Origin of the sequence: Streptococcus sp. 2021WUSS126 (genome assembly GCF_044427255.1) — a bacterium.
GTDB classification, from domain to species: Bacteria; Bacillota; Bacilli; order Lactobacillales; family Streptococcaceae; genus Streptococcus; species Streptococcus hashimotonensis.
Genome location: NZ_JAOTGI010000027.1, coordinates 1 through 21,847, shown reverse-complemented (window position 1 = coordinate 21,847; position 21,847 = coordinate 1). Strand labels below are relative to the sequence as shown.

General features: G+C 41.7%; 25 protein-coding genes. 15 read left to right on the top strand and 10 right to left on the bottom strand.

Features of this window, described 5'->3' with window-relative positions; genetic code table 11:
* Nucleotides 1-8: 8 nt before the first annotated feature.
* From ODU39_RS09150 to ODU39_RS09130, 5 genes are all read left to right on the top strand, one after another.
* Nucleotides 9-1,733 (top strand): glycoside hydrolase family 3 protein, encoded by a 1,725-nt coding sequence (locus ODU39_RS09150; RefSeq protein ID WP_105140228.1) that lies wholly within the window; start codon nucleotides 9-11, stop codon nucleotides 1,731-1,733.
* 482 nt (nucleotides 1,734-2,215) lie between these two features.
* On the top strand, nucleotides 2,216-3,259 hold the full coding sequence (gene pheS / locus ODU39_RS09145; RefSeq protein WP_024403151.1) for a phenylalanine--tRNA ligase subunit alpha: 1,044 nt from the start codon (nucleotides 2,216-2,218) through the stop codon (nucleotides 3,257-3,259).
* 408 nt (nucleotides 3,260-3,667) lie between these two features.
* Nucleotides 3,668-4,189 (top strand): GNAT family N-acetyltransferase, encoded by a 522-nt coding sequence (locus tag ODU39_RS09140; RefSeq protein ID WP_105256610.1) that lies wholly within the window; start codon nucleotides 3,668-3,670, stop codon nucleotides 4,187-4,189.
* 1 nt (nucleotide 4,190) lies between these two features.
* Nucleotides 4,191-6,590 (top strand): phenylalanine--tRNA ligase subunit beta, encoded by a 2,400-nt coding sequence (gene pheT, locus ODU39_RS09135; protein WP_398580288.1) that lies wholly within the window; start codon nucleotides 4,191-4,193, stop codon nucleotides 6,588-6,590.
* Nucleotides 6,591-6,742: 152 nt separating this feature from the next.
* On the top strand, nucleotides 6,743-7,015 hold the full coding sequence (locus ODU39_RS09130) for a DUF2087 domain-containing protein (RefSeq protein ID WP_398580287.1): 273 nt from the start codon (nucleotides 6,743-6,745) through the stop codon (nucleotides 7,013-7,015).
* Between the two features lie 16 nt (nucleotides 7,016-7,031).
* Here the strand turns inward: ODU39_RS09130 and ODU39_RS09125 are convergent, their stop codons facing one another.
* On the bottom strand, nucleotides 7,032-7,334 hold the full coding sequence (locus ODU39_RS09125; RefSeq protein ID WP_024384807.1) for a hypothetical protein: 303 nt from the start codon (nucleotides 7,332-7,334) through the stop codon (nucleotides 7,032-7,034).
* 192 nt (nucleotides 7,335-7,526) lie between these two features.
* Here ODU39_RS09125 and ODU39_RS09120 point away from each other — a divergent pair, with 192 nt between their 5' ends.
* Nucleotides 7,527-8,270, top strand: coding sequence for a polyphosphate polymerase domain-containing protein (locus tag ODU39_RS09120; RefSeq protein ID WP_398580293.1), 744 nt, complete (start codon nucleotides 7,527-7,529; stop codon nucleotides 8,268-8,270).
* On the top strand, nucleotides 8,257-8,934 hold the full coding sequence (locus ODU39_RS09115; protein ID WP_398580286.1) for a DUF4956 domain-containing protein: 678 nt from the start codon (nucleotides 8,257-8,259) through the stop codon (nucleotides 8,932-8,934). The genes ODU39_RS09120 and ODU39_RS09115 overlap by 14 nt, the downstream gene beginning before the upstream one ends.
* Before the next feature lie 43 nt (nucleotides 8,935-8,977).
* Here ODU39_RS09115 and ODU39_RS09110 read toward each other — a convergent pair whose 3' ends face one another.
* Nucleotides 8,978-9,460 (bottom strand): 8-oxo-dGTP diphosphatase, encoded by a 483-nt coding sequence (locus tag ODU39_RS09110; protein WP_024400725.1) that lies wholly within the window; start codon nucleotides 9,458-9,460, stop codon nucleotides 8,978-8,980.
* A 166-nt stretch (nucleotides 9,461-9,626) separates the two neighbouring features.
* Here ODU39_RS09110 and folE point away from each other — a divergent pair, with 166 nt between their 5' ends.
* Genes folE through ODU39_RS09085 form a run of 5 tightly spaced genes read left to right on the top strand, consistent with a single transcriptional unit; the run spans nucleotide 9,627 to nucleotide 13,212 of the window.
* On the top strand, nucleotides 9,627-10,190 hold the full coding sequence (gene folE / locus ODU39_RS09105; protein ID WP_002938082.1) for a GTP cyclohydrolase I FolE: 564 nt from the start codon (nucleotides 9,627-9,629) through the stop codon (nucleotides 10,188-10,190).
* 8 nt (nucleotides 10,191-10,198) lie between these two features.
* The gene (gene folP / locus ODU39_RS09100; RefSeq protein WP_398580285.1) at nucleotides 10,199-11,011 is read left to right on the top strand and encodes a dihydropteroate synthase; all 813 of its coding nucleotides are present in this window, start codon (nucleotides 10,199-10,201) and stop codon (nucleotides 11,009-11,011) included.
* Nucleotides 11,004-11,366, top strand: coding sequence for a dihydroneopterin aldolase (folB, locus tag ODU39_RS09095; RefSeq protein ID WP_024400723.1), 363 nt, complete (start codon nucleotides 11,004-11,006; stop codon nucleotides 11,364-11,366). Before folP ends, folB begins: the two co-directional genes overlap by 8 nt.
* Complete coding sequence (folK, locus tag ODU39_RS09090) at nucleotides 11,363-11,851, top strand: 2-amino-4-hydroxy-6-hydroxymethyldihydropteridine diphosphokinase (RefSeq protein ID WP_398580284.1); 489 nt, start codon at nucleotides 11,363-11,365, stop codon at nucleotides 11,849-11,851. Before folB ends, folK begins: the two co-directional genes overlap by 4 nt.
* A 50-nt stretch (nucleotides 11,852-11,901) precedes the next feature.
* Nucleotides 11,902-13,212 (top strand): GntP family permease, encoded by a 1,311-nt coding sequence (locus ODU39_RS09085; RefSeq protein ID WP_398580283.1) that lies wholly within the window; start codon nucleotides 11,902-11,904, stop codon nucleotides 13,210-13,212.
* Nucleotides 13,213-13,496: 284 nt separating this feature from the next.
* Here the strand turns inward: ODU39_RS09085 and ODU39_RS09080 are convergent, their stop codons facing one another.
* Genes ODU39_RS09080 through ODU39_RS09070 form a run of 3 tightly spaced genes read right to left on the bottom strand, consistent with a single transcriptional unit; the run spans nucleotide 13,497 to nucleotide 16,006 of the window.
* Nucleotides 13,497-14,735: a cation diffusion facilitator family transporter gene (locus ODU39_RS09080; protein ID WP_264490779.1), complete on the bottom strand. Its 1,239-nt coding sequence runs from the start codon at nucleotides 14,733-14,735 to the stop codon at nucleotides 13,497-13,499.
* Nucleotides 14,736-14,791: 56 nt separating this feature from the next.
* Nucleotides 14,792-15,244: a threonine/serine exporter family protein gene (locus ODU39_RS09075; RefSeq protein WP_024400719.1), complete on the bottom strand. Its 453-nt coding sequence runs from the start codon at nucleotides 15,242-15,244 to the stop codon at nucleotides 14,792-14,794.
* Nucleotides 15,245-15,247: 3 nt separating this feature from the next.
* A complete protein-coding gene (locus tag ODU39_RS09070) occupies nucleotides 15,248-16,006 on the bottom strand; it encodes a threonine/serine exporter family protein (protein ID WP_105256896.1) in 759 nt (252 codons plus the stop codon).
* A 161-nt stretch (nucleotides 16,007-16,167) separates the two neighbouring features.
* Between ODU39_RS09070 and ODU39_RS09065 the strand changes: the two genes are divergently transcribed.
* Together ODU39_RS09065 and ODU39_RS09060 are read left to right on the top strand one after the other, a co-directional pair.
* Nucleotides 16,168-16,593 (top strand): MarR family winged helix-turn-helix transcriptional regulator, encoded by a 426-nt coding sequence (locus ODU39_RS09065; protein WP_024406937.1) that lies wholly within the window; start codon nucleotides 16,168-16,170, stop codon nucleotides 16,591-16,593.
* Nucleotides 16,594-16,612: 19 nt separating this feature from the next.
* Nucleotides 16,613-16,972, top strand: coding sequence for a DUF1304 domain-containing protein (locus ODU39_RS09060; protein ID WP_105256895.1), 360 nt, complete (start codon nucleotides 16,613-16,615; stop codon nucleotides 16,970-16,972).
* Nucleotides 16,973-17,007: 35 nt separating this feature from the next.
* Here the strand turns inward: ODU39_RS09060 and ODU39_RS09055 are convergent, their stop codons facing one another.
* The 4 genes from ODU39_RS09055 to ODU39_RS09040 are packed head-to-tail and all read right to left on the bottom strand — an operon-like array spanning nucleotide 17,008 to nucleotide 19,865.
* Nucleotides 17,008-17,862, bottom strand: a complete 855-nt coding sequence (locus tag ODU39_RS09055; RefSeq protein ID WP_398580282.1) for a DUF4097 family beta strand repeat-containing protein — start codon at nucleotides 17,860-17,862, stop codon at nucleotides 17,008-17,010.
* A complete protein-coding gene (locus ODU39_RS09050; protein WP_105256893.1) occupies nucleotides 17,849-18,427 on the bottom strand; it encodes a DUF1700 domain-containing protein in 579 nt (192 codons plus the stop codon). The genes ODU39_RS09055 and ODU39_RS09050 overlap by 14 nt, the downstream gene beginning before the upstream one ends.
* A gap of 11 nt (nucleotides 18,428-18,438) precedes the next feature.
* A complete protein-coding gene (locus ODU39_RS09045) occupies nucleotides 18,439-19,551 on the bottom strand; it encodes a DUF4097 family beta strand repeat-containing protein (protein WP_398580281.1) in 1,113 nt (370 codons plus the stop codon).
* Nucleotides 19,548-19,865, bottom strand: a complete 318-nt coding sequence (locus ODU39_RS09040; RefSeq protein WP_014637836.1) for a PadR family transcriptional regulator — start codon at nucleotides 19,863-19,865, stop codon at nucleotides 19,548-19,550. Before ODU39_RS09040 ends, ODU39_RS09045 begins: the two co-directional genes overlap by 4 nt.
* A gap of 234 nt (nucleotides 19,866-20,099) precedes the next feature.
* Between ODU39_RS09040 and ODU39_RS09035 the strand changes: the two genes are divergently transcribed.
* Entirely contained in the window at nucleotides 20,100-21,014 is a 915-nt protein-coding gene (locus ODU39_RS09035; protein ID WP_398580280.1) for an AEC family transporter, read from the top strand.
* Nucleotides 21,015-21,049: 35 nt separating this feature from the next.
* Here the strand turns inward: ODU39_RS09035 and ODU39_RS09030 are convergent, their stop codons facing one another.
* Nucleotides 21,050-21,448, bottom strand: a complete 399-nt coding sequence (locus tag ODU39_RS09030) for a DUF5684 domain-containing protein (RefSeq protein ID WP_105248810.1) — start codon at nucleotides 21,446-21,448, stop codon at nucleotides 21,050-21,052.
* Nucleotides 21,449-21,847: the final 399 nt, after the last annotated feature.

The window sequence follows — 21,847 nt, the reverse complement described above, 5'->3', positions numbered from 1 at the left end:
AGGAAGTAATGCCTAGATTGGTTGATTTGCGGAAGAAACCCTATTGTTTGGATGAAGAGCAGATTGCTTGGGTGGAAACTACCTTGGCTCATCTGACTGATGAAGAAAAAATCGGTCAATTGTTTGTCAATCTATTCTTCTTCGGAGGAGATGCTTTTAGCGGAAATAATTTGAGTAATCAGGAATTGATGAATCGATACCACATAGGTGGCGCCCGCTATATGAATGGTAGTCCAGAACAGGTACAAGGACTGATTAACGAGTTGCAAAGCTATTCAAAAGTACCTCTCTTGGTTGCAGCGAACTGCGACTCAGGTGGAGATGGAGCTGTGAAAGGAGGAACCTATATTTCCTCAGGCGCTCAATCGGAAGCCAGTCGGGATCCTCGTATCCCCTACCTAGCAGGTCTCGTATCTGCGCGCGAGGAGACTGCATTAGGTGTAAATGTCAATTTTGACCCTTGCGTGGACATTGTTCAGAACTGGCGCAATACTATCGTCAATACCAGAGCCTATGGTACAAATTCTGATGATGTTATTGCCTATACCAGTGCCTATTTAGAAGGATTGACTGCTGAAAGAGATGTTATTCAATGCATCAAGCATTTCCCAGGAGATGGTACAGAAGAACGTGATCAGCACCTAGTCCTTGGTGTCAATGAGCTCTCTCCAGAAGAATGGGACAAGAGTTTTGGTCGTGTCTATCGTCATCATATTGAAGCTGGAGTTGAGATGATTATGGCGGGTCATATAGCCTTGCCCTACTATCAACAAACATTGAACCCAAGTTTGAAGGACGAAGATATTTTGCCTGCAACGCTGGCTCCCGAATTGATTCAAGATTTATTGAAAGAAAAACTGGAATTCAATGGCTTGGTCATAACAGATGCCAGCCACATGTTGGGGATGACAGCAGCGATGCGTCGTGAAGATTATGTCCCAGCAGCCATTGCAGCGGGTTGCGATATGTTCTTATTCTTCAATAATTTAGAAGAAGATTTTGAATTTATGCTCAGTGGCTACCGCAAGGGAGTGATTACTGAGGAAAGACTTCATGATGCTCTCCGTCGCATTTTAGGTCTGAAAGCCAAACTCAATCTGCATATCAAGCAAGCAGAAGGAACCTTACTAAAATCAGCTGATGAATTGGCTATTATCGGCTGTGAAGAACACTTGGCTTGGCAACGTGAAGCAGCAGACAAAGCAATTACGCTGTTGAAAGATACACAGAAAAATCTTCCAATCAGTCCAGAAACCCATCGCAGAATCCGTTTGTATTACCTAGAAGGTGAAAAAGAAGGGATTATGGCGGCAAGTACAGAAGTCGTTGATAACCTTAAAGCTGCCCTAGAGGCGCGTGGTTATGAAGTGACCGTCAATGATGGTACGACTCGAATCAAAGGAAAAACGTTGCAATACCGAGAAGAAGTTGATCTAGCCTTGACTGTTGCCAATGTTATTGGATATGGAGCGCAGAATAATTACCGCATCCAGTGGAAAACAGCCATGTCCAATGAAGTTCCTTGGTATGTACATGAAGTTCCAACCATTTTCGTTTCACTAAACTATACAACTCACCTTCACGATGTTACCATGGTCAAAACTGCTATCAATGCCTACCATCATAATAAAAACACGATTGAATCCCTCCTTGATAAATTAGAAGGGAAAGATGCATTCTATGGTGTGCCAAATGAAAATGTTTGGGCCAATAAATGGCAGGCAAAACTATAAGAACCTGTATCAACAGTTCAGCACTTCCATCTGAAGCTAGTTTTTTTCAAAATACAGTCAGAATTCCTTCAAAAAACTACCTTGATGAGCGAAAAACTAGTTCTCTTTTAAAAGTACTTCGCTTGTGAATACATATTCTAAATGTAAACTCCTTTCTATACTAGATAGAGGGAGTTTTTATGGGAAGATTTCTTGCCAAACTTTCTTATTTTTGATAGAATATTCTTAATTGAATAGAAGTCTGTGAGACTAGTACACCTATGGAAACTGTCCAGGGAGTTGAGCCGTGACTGTAAGCTCAATCAGTGAAAGTTGGTCGAATTCACTCACACAAGGACTTAGAACCTGTATTCACATTTCAGTACTTCACTTGTGAATGAAGGTTCATAGAAACAAGGTCTGCCTAGCAGATGAAAACGGATGGTACCGCGTGACAACGCTCCGATACGAGTGGTGTCATGCGTTTTTTTATTGGAGGAATTATGTCAAACATTGAACAACAGTTGGCTGAATTAAGCCAAACTACACTTGAAAAGTTAAAAGAAATCCAGCACCAAGGAGAAAAAGAACTACAAGACCTGCGTGTTGCGGTTTTGGGTAAAAAAGGGTCCTTGACTGACTTGTTGAAAGGCTTGAAAGACCTATCTAACGAAATGAAACCAATCGTTGGTAAGCAGGTCAATGAAGTACGTGATGTGCTGACAGCTGCTTTTGAAGAAACCGCTCAAAAGGTTGCAGCCGCAAAAATTCAGCAGCAATTAGCTTCAGAAACCATTGATGTGACCTTGCCAGGTCGTCAGGTTAAGGTCGGAAAACGCCATGTTTTGACCCAGACCTCTGAAGAAATCGAAGATATTTTCTTGGGCATGGGCTTCCAAATCGTTGACGGATTTGAAGTGGAAAAAGATTACTACAACTTTGAGCGCATGAATTTGCCAAAAGACCACCCCGCACGTGATATGCAGGATACCTTCTACATCACAGAAGAAATCCTTATGCGGACCCATACGTCGCCTGTTCAGGCACGGACCATGGACCAGCATGATTTCTCAAAAGGTGCCTTGAAGATGATTTCACCAGGTCGTGTTTTCCGTCGGGATACGGATGATGCGACCCACAGCCACCAGTTCCACCAGATTGAAGGCTTGGTTGTCGGTGAAAATGTATCCATGGGTGATCTCAAAGGTACGCTTGAAATGATCATAAAGAAAATGTTTGGTGAAGAGCGTCAAATTCGTCTCCGTCCATCATACTTCCCATTCACTGAGCCATCTGTTGAGGTGGATGTTTCCTGCTTCAAGTGTGGTGGTGACGGCTGTAACGTATGTAAGAAAACAGGTTGGATTGAAATCCTCGGTGCCGGTATGGTCCACCCACAAGTATTGGAAATGAGTGGGATTGACTCAACCAAGTACTCTGGCTTTGCCTTTGGTCTCGGTCAGGAACGCATTGCCATGCTCCGTTACGGTATCAACGATATTCGTGGATTCTATCAAGGCGATGTACGATTCTCGGAGCAATTTTAATCCGATACTCATAAATGGTGCTAAGGCACCTATTTATGAGACGACAGTCGCTATGGCGAACTGTCTAATCGTCTCACTAGCTCTAAGGTTGAAAAAATGTCGTTTTCAACCTTAGAGCGTCGTAACCACGGACGAGTAAGTGAAGGGGAATCGCTATTCTGCGACTTCCCTAGCTACCTTACTAGGATTTCAAGCAAAAAATATCGTTTTGCTTGAAATACCGTCGTAATCCGATAAAGTTAGTAGATTGAGAGAAGCGGTAGCCGCTATAGCGGTCTTCCTACTCACATCACTAGGTTTAGAGTTGAAAAAGTATCGTTTTCAACCAGAAACCGTCGTAACACTGAATAGTAGACGGAAATCGTATTAAGCGACTTTCCTAGCCCAGTTAGAAAAGAAAGACAAGAGATGCAGATTGACCCAATACAATTAGAAGAAGTTTCTATTCTACAAGACCTTGCTAAGCAGACTTTTGCCGAAACCTTTGCTCACGATAATGATCCAAATGAACTGGAGGCATTCTTCGAGGAAGCTTATTCGCTGGAAGTCTTGACGCGTGAGTTATCTGATCCCAACTGCCAGCACTATTTTCTAAGAGTTGATCATCAGATAGCTGGTTATCTCAAGCTCAACCAGGGTCCTGCCCAGACGGAGCAGGAGCTGGAAAACGCCTTTGAAATCCAGCGTATCTATCTCTTGCAAGCTTTTCAGGGTCGTGGTCTTGGGAAGGTCTTGTTTGAGTTTGCTTTGGAAAAAGCAGAGCAGTCAAGCTGTGATTGGGTCTGGCTGGGAGTGTGGGAACATAATTACAAGGCTCAGAAATTCTATTCCAAATACGGTTTTGAAAAATTTGACCAGCATGAATTTGCGGTCGGTGATAAGATAGATGTGGATTGGCTACTAAAACGGCCTTTGCACCAGAAAGGATAATATGTTAGTAAGTTACAAATGGTTAAAAGAACTCGTTGACTTTGATGCGACAAGCCATGACTTGTCTGAAAAAATGTCAACTACAGGGATTGAGGTAGAAGGGGTTGAGCAAAAGAGTGCTGGCCTGTCTAAGTTGGTTGTGGGTCAGGTTGTGTCTGCTGAGCCAATTCCAGATACCCATCTCAACATTTGCCAGGTCAATGTCGGTGAGGAAGTTACGCAAATCGTTTGCGGTGCTCCAAATGTCAAGCCAGGCATCAAGGTGATCGTCGCTCTGCCAGGAGCTCGTATCGCTGGCAACTACAAGATCAAGAAAGGCAAAATCCGCGGAGTTGAGTCCTTGGGTATGCTCTGCTCATTGAGCGAAATCGGCGTGTCCGACTCTGTGGTGCCAAAAGTCTATGCGGATGGAATCTACCACCTGCCTGAAGATGCAGTCGTAGGTGAGCCAGTCTTTTCATACCTTGACCTCGACGACGAGATTATCGAGCTGTCTATCACGCCAAACCGTGCCGATGCCCTCTCCATGCGTGGTGTGGCTCACGAAGTGGCTGCTATCTATGACAGCAAGGTCAACTTCAAGCCTGTAGCCTTGGAGGAAAGCGACAAGAAGGCCAGCGATGTGATTGAAGTGGCCATTGAGTCAGACAAGGTGGCTGCCTACACGGCTCGTGTCATTGAAAATGTGACTATCGCACCGAGCCCACAGTGGTTGCAAAACCTACTCATGAACGCAGGTATCCGCCCGCTCAACAATGTGGTGGACATCACCAACTACATCTTGCTCTACTTCGGTCAGCCAATGCACGCCTTTGACTTTGACAAGTTTGACGGTAAGAAAATCGTGGCTCGCCAGGCAAAAGAGGGTGAGAACTTGGTAACTCTTGACGGCGAAGAGCGTGACTTGATTACTGATGACATCGTCATTTCCGTTGCGGACAAGGCAGTTGCCCTTGGTGGTGTCATGGGTGGTGCCAACACAGAGATTGACAACAACTCTAAGACGGTTGTGCTGGAAGCTGCCCTTTTTGACGGCAAGTCTATCCGCAAGACCTCAGGTCGCCTCAACCTTCGCTCAGAGTCCTCTTCTCGCTTTGAAAAAGGCATCAACGTGGCAACCTTGACGGAGGCTATGGACACAGCAGCTGCTATGATTGCAGAACTGGCTGGCGGTCAGGTCTTGTCTGGTATCGTTTCTGAGGGTAGCGTGGACACTTCGGATGTCCCAGTCACAGCGACCATTGATTACGTTAACCGCTCGCTCGGGACCAATCTGGACTATGCCCAAATCGCAGACATTTTCCGTCGTTTAGGTATGGAAACAACTGGCGATGCAAGTCAGTTTACAGTAGCAGTACCGCGTCGTCGTTGGGACATTCGCATCCCAGCGGACTTGGTAGAGGAAATCGCACGTATTTATGGCTATAATAATCTGCCGACCACTCTTCCCAAGGAGGATGGAACAGCAGGTGAGTTGACCCTGACCCAGAACATCCGTCGCCAAGTGCGTAGCCTGGCAGAAGGTGCAGGACTGACAGAAATCATTTCCTATGCCCTGACAACACCTGAAAAGGCAGTGGAGTTTGCGGCTCGTCCTACCACAGTCACCGAACTCATGTGGCCGATGACTGTTGACCGCTCTGCCCTTCGTCAGAACATGGTGTCTGGTATGCTTGACACAGTTGCCTACAACGTGGCTCGTAAGAACAAGAACTTGGCCCTCTACGAAATCGGTAAAATCTTTGAACAGTCTGGCAATCCAAAAGAAGACCTGCCACAAGAAATCAACAAGTTCGCCCTTGTCTTGACTGGCTTGGTAGCTGAGAAAGACTTCCAGACACCTGCTGTACCAGTTGATTTCTTCCATGCCAAAGGTATTTTGGAAGCTATCTTTGGTCACTACAAGTTAGCAGTTGACTTTGTGGCGACCAGTGAGATTGCTACCCTGCACCCAGGTCGGACAGCTGAAATTCATTTGAATGGGGCGGTAATCGGCTTTGTCGGTCAGGTACACCCTCAAACGGCTAAGGATTACGGTATTCCTGAGACTTACGTGGCTGAAATCAATCTGGATGCGATTGAAGAAGCCCTCCAGCCTGCTCAGCCATTTACGGAAATCTCCAAATTCCCAGCGGTTAGCCGTGATATTGCCCTACTTTTGAGCAGTGATGTCAAGCATCAGGATGTCCTGGATGCTATTGCCGGTGCTGGTGTCAAACGCTTGACTAAGGTGACCCTCTTTGACGTTTACGCGGGTAGCAATATTGAGGCTGGTAAGAAGTCTATGGCTTATAACCTGACCTTCCAAAATCCTGCGGATAGCCTGACGGATGAGGAAGTGGCTAAGTACATGGAGAAAATCAGTAAGGCTTTGGTGGAGCTTGGTGCTGAGATTCGTTAATTTTTAGTCTTTCATTTTATCTTTTATTACTTCGTTAACTCGCTTTGCCGTACTTCAGTACTGTCTGCAGCTCGTTGCCTAGTACTAAAAGCAAACTGAAAGACTATACTACTAAATCCTAGCCTGTGGACTGGGATTTTTGGGAGGGAGATATGAAGGCTCACGATATTCAAGAAAAATTTTTCCGAGATGGGAAGTTGCTTGTCATTCCGAAAAAGCTGAAAAGTAAGCTGGTCTTGTTTGCCTATTTACAAGAAGAATTAGCTAAGAAAGGCTCAACATTCATTGAAAAAGAGGTTAATGCTTTTCTAGCTGAGTTTTATGATGACTATGCTATATTGAGACGCTACTTGGTGGATTATGGCTACTTATCGCGTGATCAGTATGGTTTGGAATACAGAATAGAAGAAAAGAGAGATGATTGAGGTCATCTCTTTTGTCTTACAAAATAAAGGGTTCAATCTTCAACTCTATCTGGTTGCCATACTTGGCTAGTAAATCGTCTGCCAGGGGATGATAGAGTGCTCGTAGTTGTTCAATCTTGTCAGGGAATTGCTTGCCGATGTAGTCAAACTTGCATTCGATGGTTAAGAAAAGTTGGTGGAAGAGTTCGTTCATCTCATTCAATCGGGCAATCATTTCTTCGTCTTCTTTGAGAAAATCAGGGATTTCTGAGCGATTGTTGACAAAACCGTCGATGAGTTTTACGGGGAAAGAGCCGTATTCTAGGACAAATTCGTACATGGGGTTCTCCTTGCCTTACTATTGATAGGACTATTGTAGCATAGTTTGGAATGTGACAAAAGAATTTCAACTTTATTGCAGTTTAAGTTTTGTTTAACATTACTTTCAGTTTCGTTTAAAGCTTGGTCGGTAAACTATATCTTGTAAACAAGACAGGGACCTGTCAAAGTTTAGGATAGAAGAGGCACAATAATAAAAACAAGAATCGTACAAAAGCAGTTTAAGCGTAAAGAGACTAAATATATCGTTGATAAAAAAACTTTTGAACTTTTAGAAAAGGAACTTCGTCAGTACATGATGGTAGATGAATTTGCGACATCAACGATTACCAATATCTACTTTGATAATGAAGATTTTGATATGATTCAAGATTCACTTGCCAAAAAGAATGGACGTGAGAAAATTCGTATGCGTGTCTATGATGCGACACCATCTGAATCGAGTCAAGCCTTTCTTGAAATCAAGAAAAAAGAAAATAAAATTGGCTATAAATACCGTTTAACTTCAAACCCTGTTTCTGTAACAAATTATATCGAAAATGGAGTGATTGATTCTACAATCAAGGATGATAAGGTAACCTCAGAACTCGAAATGTTGAGAGAACGCTACGGGACTATTAAGCCGAAGATGTATATCTACTACGATCGCGTATCCTATAAAGGAATCGAAGACAAAAAAGTTCGTCTCACAATCGATAAGAACTTACTGTATCGAGACTACGATGTGGATGCAATGGAAGGTAAATTTGGTAAGAACCTATTAGATCCAACCAAAGTAATCATGGAAGTAAAAGTTCCAGAAGAGCGACCAGAATGGTTAGTAGCCTTGCTTGAAAAATACCAGATCGAAAAACAATCATTTTCAAAATATGGCAACGCCTATAAGCTAGCCCACGACATCGTAGAAGAGGAAGTCATTCATCATGCAGCTGTTTAATAGTATCTTTTCAACAGCCAATAGTAGTATCACCCTAGTCCAGATGGTCCTGGTATTCGGAGTCAGTCTATCCATGGGGGTACTCTTGGCGGCTGTTTACAAATATAAATCTAATTATACAAAGGAATTCGTCATCACATTAAGCCTAATGCCAACTCTAATTGCTGTTATCATTGCATTAGTTAATGGTAACTTGGGAGCGGGTGTTGCGGTAGCAGGGACTTTCAGTCTAATTAAATTCCGCTCAGCAGCAGGTTCTTCGAAGGAAATGCTTGCAGTCCTCTTAGCGATGGCTATCGGTCTAGCGACAGGAATGGGCTTCCTAGGTTTGGCTGTCTTTATGACGGTCGTCCTATCTGCTTGTATCTTGATTTTTGAGAACATCAGCTTTGCTCAAGTCAATCAAAATCGTCGTCATCTCTTGGTGACAGTGCCAATGAATTTTAACTATGATCAATTTTTTGAAAATCAATTTGGTAAATCTTGCAAGCAAGCCGACTTAATTTCCCTCAAGTACAAAAAGAAAAAAGAAGCGCTGATCTTAGAATATCAAGTTCTCCTCGATAAAAAAATTACAGATAAACGTTTGGTAGATACAGTATTGTCAGCTGGTCCCTTGGATGTCGTATTGAACAAGCAAATGCCTAAGAAAAAATTCTTATAACGAAAATAAGCCTTGAAAACCAAGGCTTTTTCTATTTATAGAATTACTCCTCATAAAAATCAACGCTGTAATCCAGCAAGCTATCCCCGTCATAGCGGAAGCAAGCGGAAAAGAAGGGTTTGTTCTCTAATAGCCATGCTTGAAAATGGCGATCGCCTTCCCAAGTTGGTTTGGAGAGCACTTGGTCATAAGGAACCCATTCTAAATCGCCTTCGTTGCAATCGATCAAACTTCCTTCAAAACCAGTTATCTTAAAGACATAGGTGTACCAGTCTGTGTTTGGAGTAAAGTCTGGGAAGGTTATCACTCCTTTTAGAGCATGCTTTGTTACAGTGAGCCCAGTTTCCTCAAAGACTTCTCGAATGGCACAAGCCTGTGGTGTTTCGCCAGGTTCTAGTTTACCACCAACTCCAATCCATTTTCCTTGATGGACATCGTTTTCTTTCTTGTTTCGATGAAGGAGAAGAAATTCCTTACCATTATCAATGTAGCAAATCGTAGCGAGTTGGACGGGTTTCTTGGTCATAAAGGCTCCTTGTAGTTGATTTATCCTATTATACCACAAAGGTGGTAGTAGGGACACCTGCTTGGTGCTCTGGTAGGGGACAGTTTTGGGATTAGAATACTGAAAGCCCTTTTCTGAAAACAGTTTTTGAGGTATAATAAGAACATCAAACTATTTAGGATGCACTATGTCAAAACAAGAACAAATCGAACAAACAATTTATCAATTATTGGAATTATTGGGTGAGGACCCGAATCGTGAAGGTTTATTAGATACGCCTAAACGGGTTGCTAAGATGTATTTAGAAATGTTTAACGGCCTAGAAGAGGATCCCAAAGACCAATTTACAGCTGTCTTTTCAGAGGGACATGAAGAGGTTGTTTTGGTAAAGGATATTCCTTTTCATTCTATGTGTGAACACCATCTTGTCCCATTTTATGGTATTGCACATGTAGCCTATATTCCGAGTAAGGGGCGTGTGACAGGTCTGAGTAAATTGGCGCGTGCAGTGGAGGTGGCGAGCCGTCGTCCTCAATTGCAGGAGCGCTTAACTCATCAAGTGGCTCATGCACTTCAAGATGCCCTTGAACCAGAAGGCGTTTTTGTCATGGTCGAAGCAGAGCATATGTGCATGAGTATGCGTGGTATTCGCAAGCCAGGTAGTAAGACAGTGACCACCGTTGCCCTTGGCAAATACAAGGAAGATGCCATCTTGCGCCGTGAACTCTTGTCCATGATTCACAATAAATAGGAGGTTCTATGTCAATCGAACAGTTAGCGAATCAAGTAACCATTATGGGGATTCTCAATGTGACGCCAGATTCATTTTCAGATGGTGGTCACTATAATGAGGTAGAAGCAGCCTTAGTTCAGGTTGAAAAATTATTAGCAGACGGCGCGACTGTCATCGATGTCGGTGGTGAGTCCACTCGTCCAGGTGCAACATTTGTGTCTGAAGAAGACGAGATTGCTCGCGTGGTTCCGATTATCCGCGCTATCAAAGAAAACTATGACTGTCTAGTCAGCATCGATACCTATAAAACAGGCACAGCCCGTGCAGCCTTGGAAGCAGGAGCAGATATTTTAAATGATGTCTGGGCAGGACTTTATGATGGAGATATGTTAGCCCTGGCTGCGGAGTACAAGGTACCAATTATTCTCATGCACAACCAGAAAGAAGAAAGCTATGCGGATGTTGTTGGAGAAGTCAAAAACTTTCTAGCCGAGCGTGCCCAAGCAGCACTTGATGCTGGTGTTTCCGCAGACCAGATTTGGTTAGACCCAGGATTTGGTTTTTCAAAAAATGTCCAACATAATCTGGACCTCTTGCAAGGTCTGGAACAGATTACTGCCCTTGGTTATCCCGTTCTATTTGGAATATCTCGTAAGCGCGTGGTAGATTTTCTGCTTGGTGGAAATAGCTTACCGACTGACCGCGATCAAGCAACGGCAGCCTTGTCTGCCTGGGCAGTCCAAAAAGGCTGTAAAATGGTCCGTGTTCACAATGTCGCTGCCAACCGTGACATCGTTAAAGTTTGGGACCAATTGACTTCTGGAGGTCAACATGGATAAGATTTCTCTTAATAAATGTCGCTTTTACGGCTACCATGGTGCCTTCAAAGAAGAACAAGTTCTTGGTCAAATTTTCACAGTTGACTGTGATTTGTTTGTTGACCTGACAGCAGCTTCACAAACTGACAATTTAGAAGACACAGTTCACTACGGTATGGTCTTTGATACCATTAAAGCAGTTGTGGAAGGCAAGCCCTACATCCTTATAGAAAAGGTAGCAGGTGTTATTTGTCAGGAGATTTTTGATCAATTTCCAAAGGTGGAGAAGATTCGCTTGGCCATTTACAAGGAAAATCCGCCCATTGCTGGACACTATGATTCTGTCGGAATTGAATTGGAGCGTGAACGACCATGAAGCATCTAGCCTATCTCAGTATCGGAGGGAACATGGGCAATCGGCAAGCCTATTTACAGGCAGCCCTAGACAAATTAGCCAGTCATCCAGGTTGCCAGCTTGGCTTAGTTTCCAACATTTATGAAACTCCAGCTTGGGGCAAGACAGATCAGGCTGATTTCCTCAATCTAGCCTGTCAAGTGTATACTGATTTGTCTGCTCAGGATTTTCTAAGCGTTTGCCAGAACATCGAACAAGAGTTGGACCGAGTACGGATTGAAAAATGGGGACAACGCACCATTGATTTGGATATTATTTTTTGGGATGAGGAGAATATTCAAGAAGAGAATCTGATTGTTCCCCATCCCTACGCCCATGAAAGAGCATTTGTTCTCAAACCTCTTGCTGAGATTGCTTCTGATTACCGTCACCCAATTTTGAAAAAAGTGGTATCGGACTTACTTGCGGAACTAGGGGAACCAAAAGATATAAAAATTTTCAAATAGTTGCCTCTGATACTAGGTTTATTAGAGGATAGAATAGATAAAGGAGTTTTATGACAATTTTAGCAACTTTAGGAGTTTTATTGGCTATTGTAGCCATTATTTATTGGACATCAAAAAATTTACATGTGATCATTGCTGCACCACTCGCTAGTTTAATCATCATTCTGACCAATCAGATGAATGTTTTGGAAGTTATGTTGGGCAAAGAGCAGTCTTATATGGCGGGCTTAGCAGGTTTTTTGATTAATAATTTTGCCATCTTTATGTTGGGGTCTATCTTGGCACGTTATATGGAGGCAAGTGGAGCTACGCAGACGATTGCCAATAGCATTTTGAAAGTAATGGGAAAAGATAGTCCCTATAAGGGCTTGTTAGCGATCACTTTGATTGCTTCCATTCTGACCTATGGTGGTGTAAGTATTTTTGTAGTCATTTTTACCTTGCTTCCCCTTTCACGCCCCCTCTTTAAAGAGTTGAATATCAACTGGGCACTTTTTCCGATTCCTGTCTTTTTGGGAGCAGGTACTTATACGATGACAACTCTTCCTGGGGCACCTTCCATCCAGAATGTCATTCCGACAAAAGTTTTGGGAACTAGCTTGACCGCGGCCCCCGTTATCAGTTTGGCAGCCAGCTTGACGCTATTAGTATTTGGCTTGCTCTACATGGCCTACTGCCTCAAGAAGAGTCTAGCAAATGGAGAGACGTATACGGAAGAAGAGGATGAAACTGCAGTAGTGGTAGCTGATAAGACACCAAATCTATTTTTATCAGTCTTGCCTCTATTCAGTCTTATTGGGATGATTTTCCTAATGAGTAAAACTCCAAATGTCCTGGCAATTGGCTTGTTGGTCTCTATCCTTCTATCAGCCTTGATTTTTTATCCATATCTGCCAAATCAAAAAGAAATTTTGAATGCTGCAACAACAGCATCTATAGTGCCTGCTTTTGCAACTTCTAGTACCGTAGCATTTGGGACGGTGTTAACCTTGTCAGCAGGTTTTGCAGTCATTCAAGAATGGATTCAACAAATACCAGGATCACCTCTAATCAGTTTATCTGTTTCGACAGCATTGATTAGTGGCATTATCGGTTCATCTTCTGGTGCGATAGGTATTGCTTCAAGTAATTTCCTTCCTGCCTATTTGGAAATGGGGATTAATCCGGAGTTGCTGCATCGTGTAGTAGTTGTTGCATCGGCTATTTTGACAGTTATGCCTCAGTCTGGTGTGATGATTACCTTCCACAATCTTTCGAAATTAAGTATGAAACGTGGCCTCAAGTATTCGTTTATCCTAGTGACAGTTGGGCATTTGTTAGCCTTACTTGTGATTTTACTGTTGGCGCCTTTGCTATATTAGGATTGATTAACAAACAAATAAAAGCCCTGCCAATGGGCAATATCATTCAGTTAAAACCTCTACTCCAATATTTATTCGGGTAGAGGCTTTTTCTTTATAATATAATAATCAATGAAATCCAAAAACAGTAAGCTCTAATCTTCTATAGTTATTTAGCTTTTATCATATACTAAATAAAAACTAAATAACTACAAATTGAGTATAAAAGACTATAATAGCTCAAAAGGAAGGTTAAAAAAGTAGGAATTTTCCCTATAATTTATAGGGAAAATTCCTATTTTTTATTATGGATTATGCAAATCAGAGATTTTTTCAGTAGCTTCGTTCTGAGAGGCTTGCTTCTTTGAAATTTGATGGAAAATAACAGTCCAATTTTCATGACGGCGCCAAAGTGATGTATGAACATAATCACCAATTTCAAACGTAACTAATTTTGAATTTTGGCTAATGGAGGTCATTTGGTAATTGGATAAATACGTCGTTTGGATGGGGTGGTCGGCAAGCATCTGAGTTTTATTTCGGTAGCGGCCTTTGGCATCAATTAAGAGATACTGGTCGTCAATCAATTCTTCATACCCATTAGCATGCGCTTGTATCTCTGTTTCAAAACGGAAGAGTTTATCGTACACATGCTCATACATCTCATCGTGTGGAATTTCAGATGGTTCTACGTGAATATCCACATCAAAAACTCCATGTTTGAGTGTTAGGAGTTGCTCAACCTGCTCAGTCACTTCATGACTTTCATAAACGGATAAGTCTGGATTCATTTCTAAAACAACATCAAGATAGATATTGGCTCCATAAGTCCGACCACGTTGTGATTTGACAGAAACGATTTTTGGGAGTTTGAGAATATCTTCCTCGTACTTTTTCAATAAATTTTCATCAAATCCATCAGATAGGGTAAAGAAGCTTTCCATAAAAATATCGTAGGCTGTTTTTAGGATAAAGAAGGTAATGATGATGGCTGCAATTTTATCGACAATAGGGAAGTTGAAAGCTGCAGCAAAGATTGCGATAGAAGTTCCTATGGAAGTGACTGCATCGGATAGATTATCCTTGGCAGCTGCTTCTAAGGCCTTGGAACGTACTTTTTTTGCCAAGCGGTTATTATATAAATAAACAGCTAACATAACTAGTGCAGAAAAAATTCCGACAATGGCCCCCATAATGTCTACTTCGATAGAAGAATTGCTGATTAGTTTTTGGAGGGTATCATAGAGTACTTGGAAACCAACGACAAACATGATGAAGGATGTAATCAAGCTTGCTAAATCTTCCATTTTCCAGTGTCCAAATTTATGATCGGTATCAGCTGGTTTCTGTGCCATTTTTAGTCCAATAAGTACAGCGATATTACCGATAATATCAGAAATATTATTGAAGGCATCTGCTCGTAAGGCATCTGAATGAAAGAGCTGTCCTGCAACGAGTTTGATACCTGATAAGATAATATAGGCACCGATAGATAGCAAGGCACCACGTTCAGCAAGTTTTAAATTGGTTACGTTTTGGTTCATAGCATCTCCTTTGATAAGTTTTCATTTTAACAAAAAGGCCCCTTATTTTCAAGGGGTTAGGCTGTTTTTTTGCCTGTTCGAAGAACCTTATAAAGGCGTAATAATATTGTTCCGCTGGCCATACCGATGGGAATGACTAAGGCTAAAGTTAAGACGGTAGTGATATTGGTTAGGGCTTGAGCGTGGTCACCAGAAACGAAATAAGTCGTGGTCATGTAGGCTCGATAGCCTGGAACAAGCGGTGCTAGGATAGCAAGTGAAAAAATAACAGATGGTGTTTTAAGCAAAATACTCATGATTTGACTAATGCAAGATCCGATAATTGCTGCAAGGAAGGTTGCAATCAGTACATTAGTTGGTCCTAATAATGAAAGATAGATGAGCCAGACTAGCATGCCTAGGAGTCCACCAGGGACTAGCATTTTTCTTTGAACATTGAGAACAATTAAGAAGGCTGCGATAGCGATATAAGAGGCGAGTGCCTGTAATAAGAAGTTAACTGGTGTCATAGATTACCTCACAAGCATAAAGGCCACAGTTGTACCTGCACCGAGCGATAAGATAATAAGCGCTGTTTGGAAAAATTTGGTCATCCCTGTATTGATATGATTTGTCATAAGGTCTCTTACAGCATTTGTAAAAGCAATCCCTGGTACAAAAGGCATGACTGCCCCTGCATTAATTAAGTTGGGATTAATGGGGAGAGTAGTGGTTGCGCTTAATAAGTAGGAGGTAAGTGAGAAGACAAAGGCGCCAACGAAGGTGGTAACAAAATCAATTCCAACGTAGCGCTCGACAATCAATGAGATAGGGAAAGCCAAAGCCGTTGCGAGGACAGCACCTGCTGCATCTAAAAGAGAACCTCCGAACATAATGGTAAAAAATGGTGCGGCTACTACGGCAGCTAAGGTTATTTGGATATTGTTATAAGGTGGCTTTTGTTGTTTGATTGCATTTAATTGGATCCAAGCGTCTTCTAGGTTGATTTCTTTATTGGCTAGGGAACGGGAGATTTGGTTGACGTCACAAACTTTCTGCATGTCGTAATTTGAATTTACGATGCGTTTCATACGCGAAATATTCGTATGGTCGATGGAGAAAAAGATAGCAGCAGGGATGGCAAGGACATTGGCCTGTTCAATTCCTTGTGAATGTGCAATCCGAATCATGGTATCTTCAACTCGGTGAATTTCTGCACCGCTTTGTGCCAAAATGGCACCAGCGAGCATGAGCACATCTATGACCAAGTTTAGTCTAGGAGTGTTTTCCATAAGTAAGTCCCATCCCTCTGCTAGTTATTTTCTTAATTATAACAAAATATAGGTGTAGACAACATATTTTTTTAATAGATAGGCAAAATAGTTGAAAATTGTTCGGATTGTAGTATAATTGACTTATCAATGATTGATTAATCAATCAAAAGGGGTAGATAATGCAAGAAATGGAAGATTTGTTATACAGACTGAAAGTGGCAGATGAGACGATTTCCAATCTTTTTGAAAAGCAGTTGGGAATCAGTTTGACACGCTATTCAATATTGCAAGCATTATTAAAAGATGCACCCCTGCATCAGTTGGCTTTGCAGGAGAGGCTTCAGATAGACCGCGCAGCGGTTACACGTCATCTCAAATTGTTGGAAGAGAGCGGCTATATCATTCGCAAGCGAAATCCTGACAATCAGAGAGAAGTACTTGTCTGGCCAACTGAGCAGGCTAGGGAAGCGCTAGTCACGAGTCCTTCTGCTCACCACCTAGCTATTAAAGCTTCGATGAATCAGATTCTAACTGTTGAGGAGAGTGAGCAATTCCTAGCCACTCTTGATAAACTGTTGATTGGCTTGCAAAATCTACCTATATAATTTTTTGAGAGGAGACATTATGTCTATTTTTACCACTATTCTAGCTAGTATCGTAGCTATTGAGCACCTATATATCATGTATTTGGAAACCTTTGCGACCCATTCAGATTCTACTAGTCGTGTCTTTAATATGGCAAAGGATGAATTGCAACGTAAGTCTGTGACGACACTTTTCAAAAACCAAGGTATTTACAATGGTTTGTTGGCTACTTTCCTCTTATATGGAATTTTCACAGGAAACCTGGAAATTACCACTATTTTTGTCTTGTTCGTTATTGGAGCAGCAGGTTATGGAGCTGTGACATCTAGTCCAAAAATTATCTTGACCCAAGGTGGACCAGCCATCTTGGCACTGATTTCCATTTTGTTGTTTAAATAAGTTAAAAAGCCTTCCGTCAGGAGGGCTTTTTGCAATTACCGAATATTCAGTTCCCCATCTAGTGTAGAGATATCGAGGTAATTTGTAGCTTTGGGATTAATATAGTTTGGAAGGTCAATTCCGCTATTATTTTGACTGGCATCTATGTAGATGTCTGTTTTGGTTTGTGAATGAAGAGAAATGTCGATTGAGCCATCGTAATTACTGATGCCGTGCCTTCCTTCTAGTTTTAGATTTTCTGCTTTAAAATCCCCATCCTCAACAGTTAGAATACTCCCGACAGTATCGGAAATGTCTTTCGGACTTGTTAATGTGGAATGATTGATTGCTACTTCTCCATTGATGTGTAATAGACGACTCAGGCTGATGTGACTGTTTTCAATCAACATGTCCCCATCTTCTATAGTGAGATCAAGATTTTGAATGGTCACTTTATCCAGATACAGATCTCCCTCAAGGTTACCTGTGAGTGATTCGATTGTGCTATTTTTAGGGACCTGTAAGACAGGTTGGTAGTAGGCAATATTCTGGTCATTGACAAGATTTAAGATAGGTTCGAGTAAACCATCATATGTAACGATGCCTTGATAGGTACTAGAAATAGTTAATTTCCCACCTTGGACTTGGTGACTGAGGTGGTCGATGTCTTTATGCTGATTTCGATAGTAGTGGAGGTGGAATTGGTTGTCAGGCGAGGGCATAATGGACAGTTTTTCATTCACTTCTATAGCCCTAATATTACTAAAACTGGCTGTTTGGGGCTGAAAATAGTTTTCTGCAACAAGTTTCATATTTGTCCAACCGCCAGCCAGGTAGCCAATGAGGCTTAGAATGGCTCCAAGACCTAGCAGGCTCAGACTGATTTTCGTAAATGGCTTAAGCTGTTTCATGATAGCCTCCTTTGCGGATCGTTCTTTGTATCCAGTGTAAAACAAGCAAGAAGGTTTTGCTTCCAAGGTCTAGAGTGAATTTACTACCCAAGAGGGTGAGTGCCAAACAGATAAAGGCGAGGCCTGTGAAGAGGAGAGAGGAGGACCATGAGAGTGTGAAGAGGTCGAAGGCGAGGAGCATCTGGGTGATTGCGAGGCTGAGGAGGACAATCCAGAGTGAGATAAGGAGCAGAAAGAGGCTAAAGATGATTAGGAGAAGGGTGATGAAGAGGGCGACCAAAGTGATTGCTAGGGGGACGCCGATTGGTGCGGCAAGGATAGCGAGGATGGTCAACCAGACCATATTGCTTGTATTTGGCTTATCTTCCGTCCGCTCTTTTTCATAGAGGGTCGCTAGAATTTCACGGGCGGCTTCTTTTGGACTACCTAATTCTTGAATAGCTTCTTCGTCGTTTTCTTTCTCATCGAAAAATTCATTGAAATAGTCCAAGGTATCTTGAAAATCTTCTTTTGGCAAGTGTTTGAGATGTTTTTCAAGTTTCTGTAAATATTCCTTGCGATTCATAGAAACCTCCTTTATCCTACAGTAAGTTGGCAGTCTTGACAATGAATAGCTAGCTGATCAGGGCTATTTTCTTGCTTGTAGCTGAGATGAGTGATGTCCCCCTCTTTCATCATTGTAAATGCCATATCCTTTGGAAGTTTAAGGCTAGAATCTTCCTCCCAGATGTCCAAACTGATGTCCGTATTTGGTTTAAAGGTTAGGACAGAATCTTCAGCCTGGCAGTTAAGGCTCTTTTCTAGGACAAATTCCTTCAACTTCCAGACACAGTCTTCTAATGTTATCCTTGCATCTGAAAGGCTCATGCTTGAGAGAGTGATAACAGCATCGCTGGCTTCCAATTTTAACTCGCTCAGCTGTCCATCTGAGATAGTTAGTGTAGAGTCTTCTAACTGTAGAGCAGAGCTTGGACAGCTCACTTTCGTCATGCTGATGCTGCTATCATCTGCATTGATGACTAGCTGTTCGCTCGCCTGCACAGCCGCCATCGTCAGACTACTATCTGTCGTTTTCAGATTGAGATTGGTAAGGGGCAGTAGTTTTTTAGGGATTTTGAGAATAGCAGAGCTGGTTTGCTGGTTGGAAAAGTAGGGGTGGTCTGGGAGTGGCTTGCTAGATAGGTACAAACTATCCTGAACCAGTTGATAGTCAAAAGCCTGGTAGCTGCCATCGTCTGAAATAGGATTGTGCAATACTACCTTGTCACCTTCATAGCTTTGAACACTAAGAGCCTGGTCTTCGAGAACAATCTGTAGATTTGAAAACTCAGGTAATTCTTCAATCTTCGTCGTCAATTCAATTCTTTCCCTAGCTTGATAGGCTGAATGTTTGAAATTGTTGAAAAAATTCTCCCAGTCAAATTGAAAGTCAAAATCAAAGTTGAAATCAAATGGTTTAGATGAATGTGGACTTGCTTGGTCTTTCTCGGTGATTAGGGCATCTTCAGGTAGATTGGCAATGATTTCCTTTGCTGCTGCATCAGGTGTTCCTAGCTCTATAATAGCTTCCTCATCGTTATCCTTTTCGTCAAAATATTCATTGAAGTAGTCTAAAGCCTCCTGTCTGGCACTTGGATGAAGTTGAAATAATGCTTGTTCCAGTTGGTTCAAATAATCTGCGCGTGTCATTTTCGTAAGCTCCCTTCTATAATTCCGTCAATATGGTCTTTGTAGCTATTCCATTCACCCTGCAGGAAGGGGATATGCTCACGTCCAGCAGGAGTGATGGTATAGTATTTCCGCTTTCTCCCTTGAAATTCTTGGGTATAGGTGGTGACGTAGCCAGCCTTTTCCAATTTTTTCAAGATAGGGTAAAGCGTGGACTCCTTTATGTCAGCAACTATCTTGATGGTCTGACTGATTTCATAGCCATAGGAATCTTGCTTTTCTACAATGGCTAAGACCATAAATTCTATCAAGATAGAGGATACGGGGTAGTACATAAACTCACCTCTTTATCTTTATAGCCATCCAGTTTATCTTTTACTACTTTGTTAACTTGCTTTGCCGTACGCTAGTACAGCCGACAGCTAGTTGCCTCGTATTAAAAGTAAACTGAAAGGCTATGTATAATTATTTTATATATAAATTATATACCTATTGTTTGGCAAAATCAAGCGATTATATAAAATTTTTATATATCATCAAAATTCTTTTCTATGTGCTATACTAGTTTCATGAATGAACTTGAATTATTAGCTCGTGCTCTTGGTTTTATCTTTGTTATCGGTTTAGGTTATACATTAAAAGTCAAAGGGATTGTTCGAAGGGAGGATGCGACAATCTTTTCTTGCTTAGTGATGAATATTACGCTACCAGCTTCTCTCCTTGTAGCTTCAGCGACAGCCCAAGTATCTATAGATTTATACGTTCCCTTCATATTAGGGATTCTTTGTAATCTTTTTTTGGATATGGTGGGATACTGGGAGGCAAAGAAGTCTGGTCAACAGCCTTCCGTCGGTCTTATGCAGTTATCAGGCTATAATATCGGAACCTTTACACTCCCATTTGTGCAAGCTTTTTTTCCGCTCTCTAGTCTACTAAGCGTCATCGTATTTGATGCGGGGAATGCAATCATGGTTCTAGGTGGGAATTACAGTATCGCAGCTGGTGTGGATGAAGAGCAGGAAAGAATGACCGTTGCAACTTTTATAAAGAATCTTTCACGCTCAGTTCCATTAGTAGTCTATCTAGTTAGCCTATCGTTAGCAGTCTGTTCTATCAAACTTCCACGCGAACTTATCTCTGCGCTGACGATAGCCAGTAACGCCAATCCTTTTTTAGCCATGCTCATGTTGGGAATCTTGCTTGATTTAAAATTGAATTGGAAAGAAATTAGTCGATTGGCCTATCTTCTCTCTTTGAGACTGGGTGCGAATATTCTAATAGCAGGAGTCATTTATTTTCTTCTACCTATTGATAAAACGATGAAAATCATGTTGCTGGTCTGTCTAGTCTCTCCGATTTCAGTCATGTCCCCAATATATGCATTAAAGTTAGGTAGTCGCTCAGCTGAACCTGCCAATGTTAACTCCTTATCTATTTTGGTCAGCCTAGTCATGATGGTTCTTCTTATTTTTCTATTCGTTTAAAAAAGCCTCCGCGTGTGCGGGGGCTTGATTGTATATTAATCAATAAAGAATTCTTGTGGACCTTGGTAACGACTTCCATCATTAAAGGCGATGTAGAGGTTAAAGATAGGTGTAAGAAGAACGTAGAAGATAGCTTGTATAGCTGATAAACCGAAGCTACGACCAAAATTGTAAACGAGATAGATGCCATATAATGGCCCTGCTAGTGGAATCAGTAAGAATAGAATGAACCATCTTTTTTCATAGCCAAAGGCGATGCATTGTTGGATATAGAGATTGTAGATTGGAATCAATGATTTCCAACCAGCGTAGCCTGCTTTTTTGAAGAGGATGTAGTTGGAAATAGCAACAAGAATATACCAAATAAATGAAAATAGTAGTGTTGTACCCCAAATGCCAATGAGAATTCCCTGTGCTAATATTTCTTCTGTCATAATAAAACTCCGTTTCTTTTTATAGTTCTATTATATCAGTATTAGTTTAATAACACAATATAAAATTGCATTTTTTTAAAATTTTTTCAGAAAAAGGGAGTGAGAAAGAACTCGACTGGTCTAAAAAAGAGTTCGTCTTCTCACCCCCGCACAGTTGATTAGGTCAGATTTGGAGTGTAATACACGAACAAATCTGCCAATCAACCACTGCGCTGAGATGTTGACACGAACTCTGAGTAGTAGCCGCTGGGCCAAAAGCCCAATGTCATTAAGTTAAGCATTTAAGCAATAAAAGAAACTATTCCCGTCCGAGCAGTTGATGATAAGACGGGAATAGTTTTTGTATTTAGGGCGCACAAAAAGGAAGTTTTTAACCCAATTTTTTAACTATTATGATAT

What these genes read in the sequence shown, in the direction of transcription:
- ODU39_RS09075 (WP_024400719.1), bottom strand. Translation starts at nt 15,244, where the DNA reads ATGACACCAGTTAACTTCTTATTACAGGCACTCGCCTCTTATATCGCT.
- ODU39_RS09085 (WP_398580283.1), top strand. Translation starts at nt 11,902, where the DNA reads ATGACAATTTTAGCAACTTTAGGAGTTTTATTGGCTATTGTAGCCATT.
- ODU39_RS09070 (WP_105256896.1), bottom strand. Translation starts at nt 16,006, where the DNA reads ATGGAAAACACTCCTAGACTAAACTTGGTCATAGATGTGCTCATGCTC.
- ODU39_RS09110 (WP_024400725.1), bottom strand. Translation starts at nt 9,460, where the DNA reads ATGACCAAGAAACCCGTCCAACTCGCTACGATTTGCTACATTGATAAT.
- ODU39_RS09060 (WP_105256895.1), top strand. Translation starts at nt 16,613, where the DNA reads ATGTCTATTTTTACCACTATTCTAGCTAGTATCGTAGCTATTGAGCAC.
- folK (WP_398580284.1), top strand. Translation starts at nt 11,363, where the DNA reads ATGAAGCATCTAGCCTATCTCAGTATCGGAGGGAACATGGGCAATCGG.
- folE (WP_002938082.1), top strand. Translation starts at nt 9,627, where the DNA reads ATGTCAAAACAAGAACAAATCGAACAAACAATTTATCAATTATTGGAA.
- ODU39_RS09065 (WP_024406937.1), top strand. Translation starts at nt 16,168, where the DNA reads ATGCAAGAAATGGAAGATTTGTTATACAGACTGAAAGTGGCAGATGAG.
- folB (WP_024400723.1), top strand. Translation starts at nt 11,004, where the DNA reads ATGGATAAGATTTCTCTTAATAAATGTCGCTTTTACGGCTACCATGGT.
- ODU39_RS09080 (WP_264490779.1), bottom strand. Translation starts at nt 14,735, where the DNA reads ATGAACCAAAACGTAACCAATTTAAAACTTGCTGAACGTGGTGCCTTG.
- pheT (WP_398580288.1), top strand. Translation starts at nt 4,191, where the DNA reads ATGTTAGTAAGTTACAAATGGTTAAAAGAACTCGTTGACTTTGATGCG.
- ODU39_RS09150 (WP_105140228.1), top strand. Translation starts at nt 9, where the DNA reads ATGCCTAGATTGGTTGATTTGCGGAAGAAACCCTATTGTTTGGATGAA.
- ODU39_RS09045 (WP_398580281.1), bottom strand. Translation starts at nt 19,551, where the DNA reads ATGACACGCGCAGATTATTTGAACCAACTGGAACAAGCATTATTTCAA.
- ODU39_RS09050 (WP_105256893.1), bottom strand. Translation starts at nt 18,427, where the DNA reads ATGAATCGCAAGGAATATTTACAGAAACTTGAAAAACATCTCAAACAC.
- ODU39_RS09125 (WP_024384807.1), bottom strand. Translation starts at nt 7,334, where the DNA reads ATGTACGAATTTGTCCTAGAATACGGCTCTTTCCCCGTAAAACTCATC.
- ODU39_RS09130 (WP_398580287.1), top strand. Translation starts at nt 6,743, where the DNA reads ATGAAGGCTCACGATATTCAAGAAAAATTTTTCCGAGATGGGAAGTTG.
- ODU39_RS09040 (WP_014637836.1), bottom strand. Translation starts at nt 19,865, where the DNA reads ATGTACTACCCCGTATCCTCTATCTTGATAGAATTTATGGTCTTAGCC.
- ODU39_RS09030 (WP_105248810.1), bottom strand. Translation starts at nt 21,448, where the DNA reads ATGACAGAAGAAATATTAGCACAGGGAATTCTCATTGGCATTTGGGGT.
- ODU39_RS09140 (WP_105256610.1), top strand. Translation starts at nt 3,668, where the DNA reads ATGCAGATTGACCCAATACAATTAGAAGAAGTTTCTATTCTACAAGAC.
- folP (WP_398580285.1), top strand. Translation starts at nt 10,199, where the DNA reads ATGTCAATCGAACAGTTAGCGAATCAAGTAACCATTATGGGGATTCTC.
- ODU39_RS09035 (WP_398580280.1), top strand. Translation starts at nt 20,100, where the DNA reads ATGAATGAACTTGAATTATTAGCTCGTGCTCTTGGTTTTATCTTTGTT.
- ODU39_RS09055 (WP_398580282.1), bottom strand. Translation starts at nt 17,862, where the DNA reads ATGAAACAGCTTAAGCCATTTACGAAAATCAGTCTGAGCCTGCTAGGT.
- ODU39_RS09115 (WP_398580286.1), top strand. Translation starts at nt 8,257, where the DNA reads ATGCAGCTGTTTAATAGTATCTTTTCAACAGCCAATAGTAGTATCACC.
- pheS (WP_024403151.1), top strand. Translation starts at nt 2,216, where the DNA reads ATGTCAAACATTGAACAACAGTTGGCTGAATTAAGCCAAACTACACTT.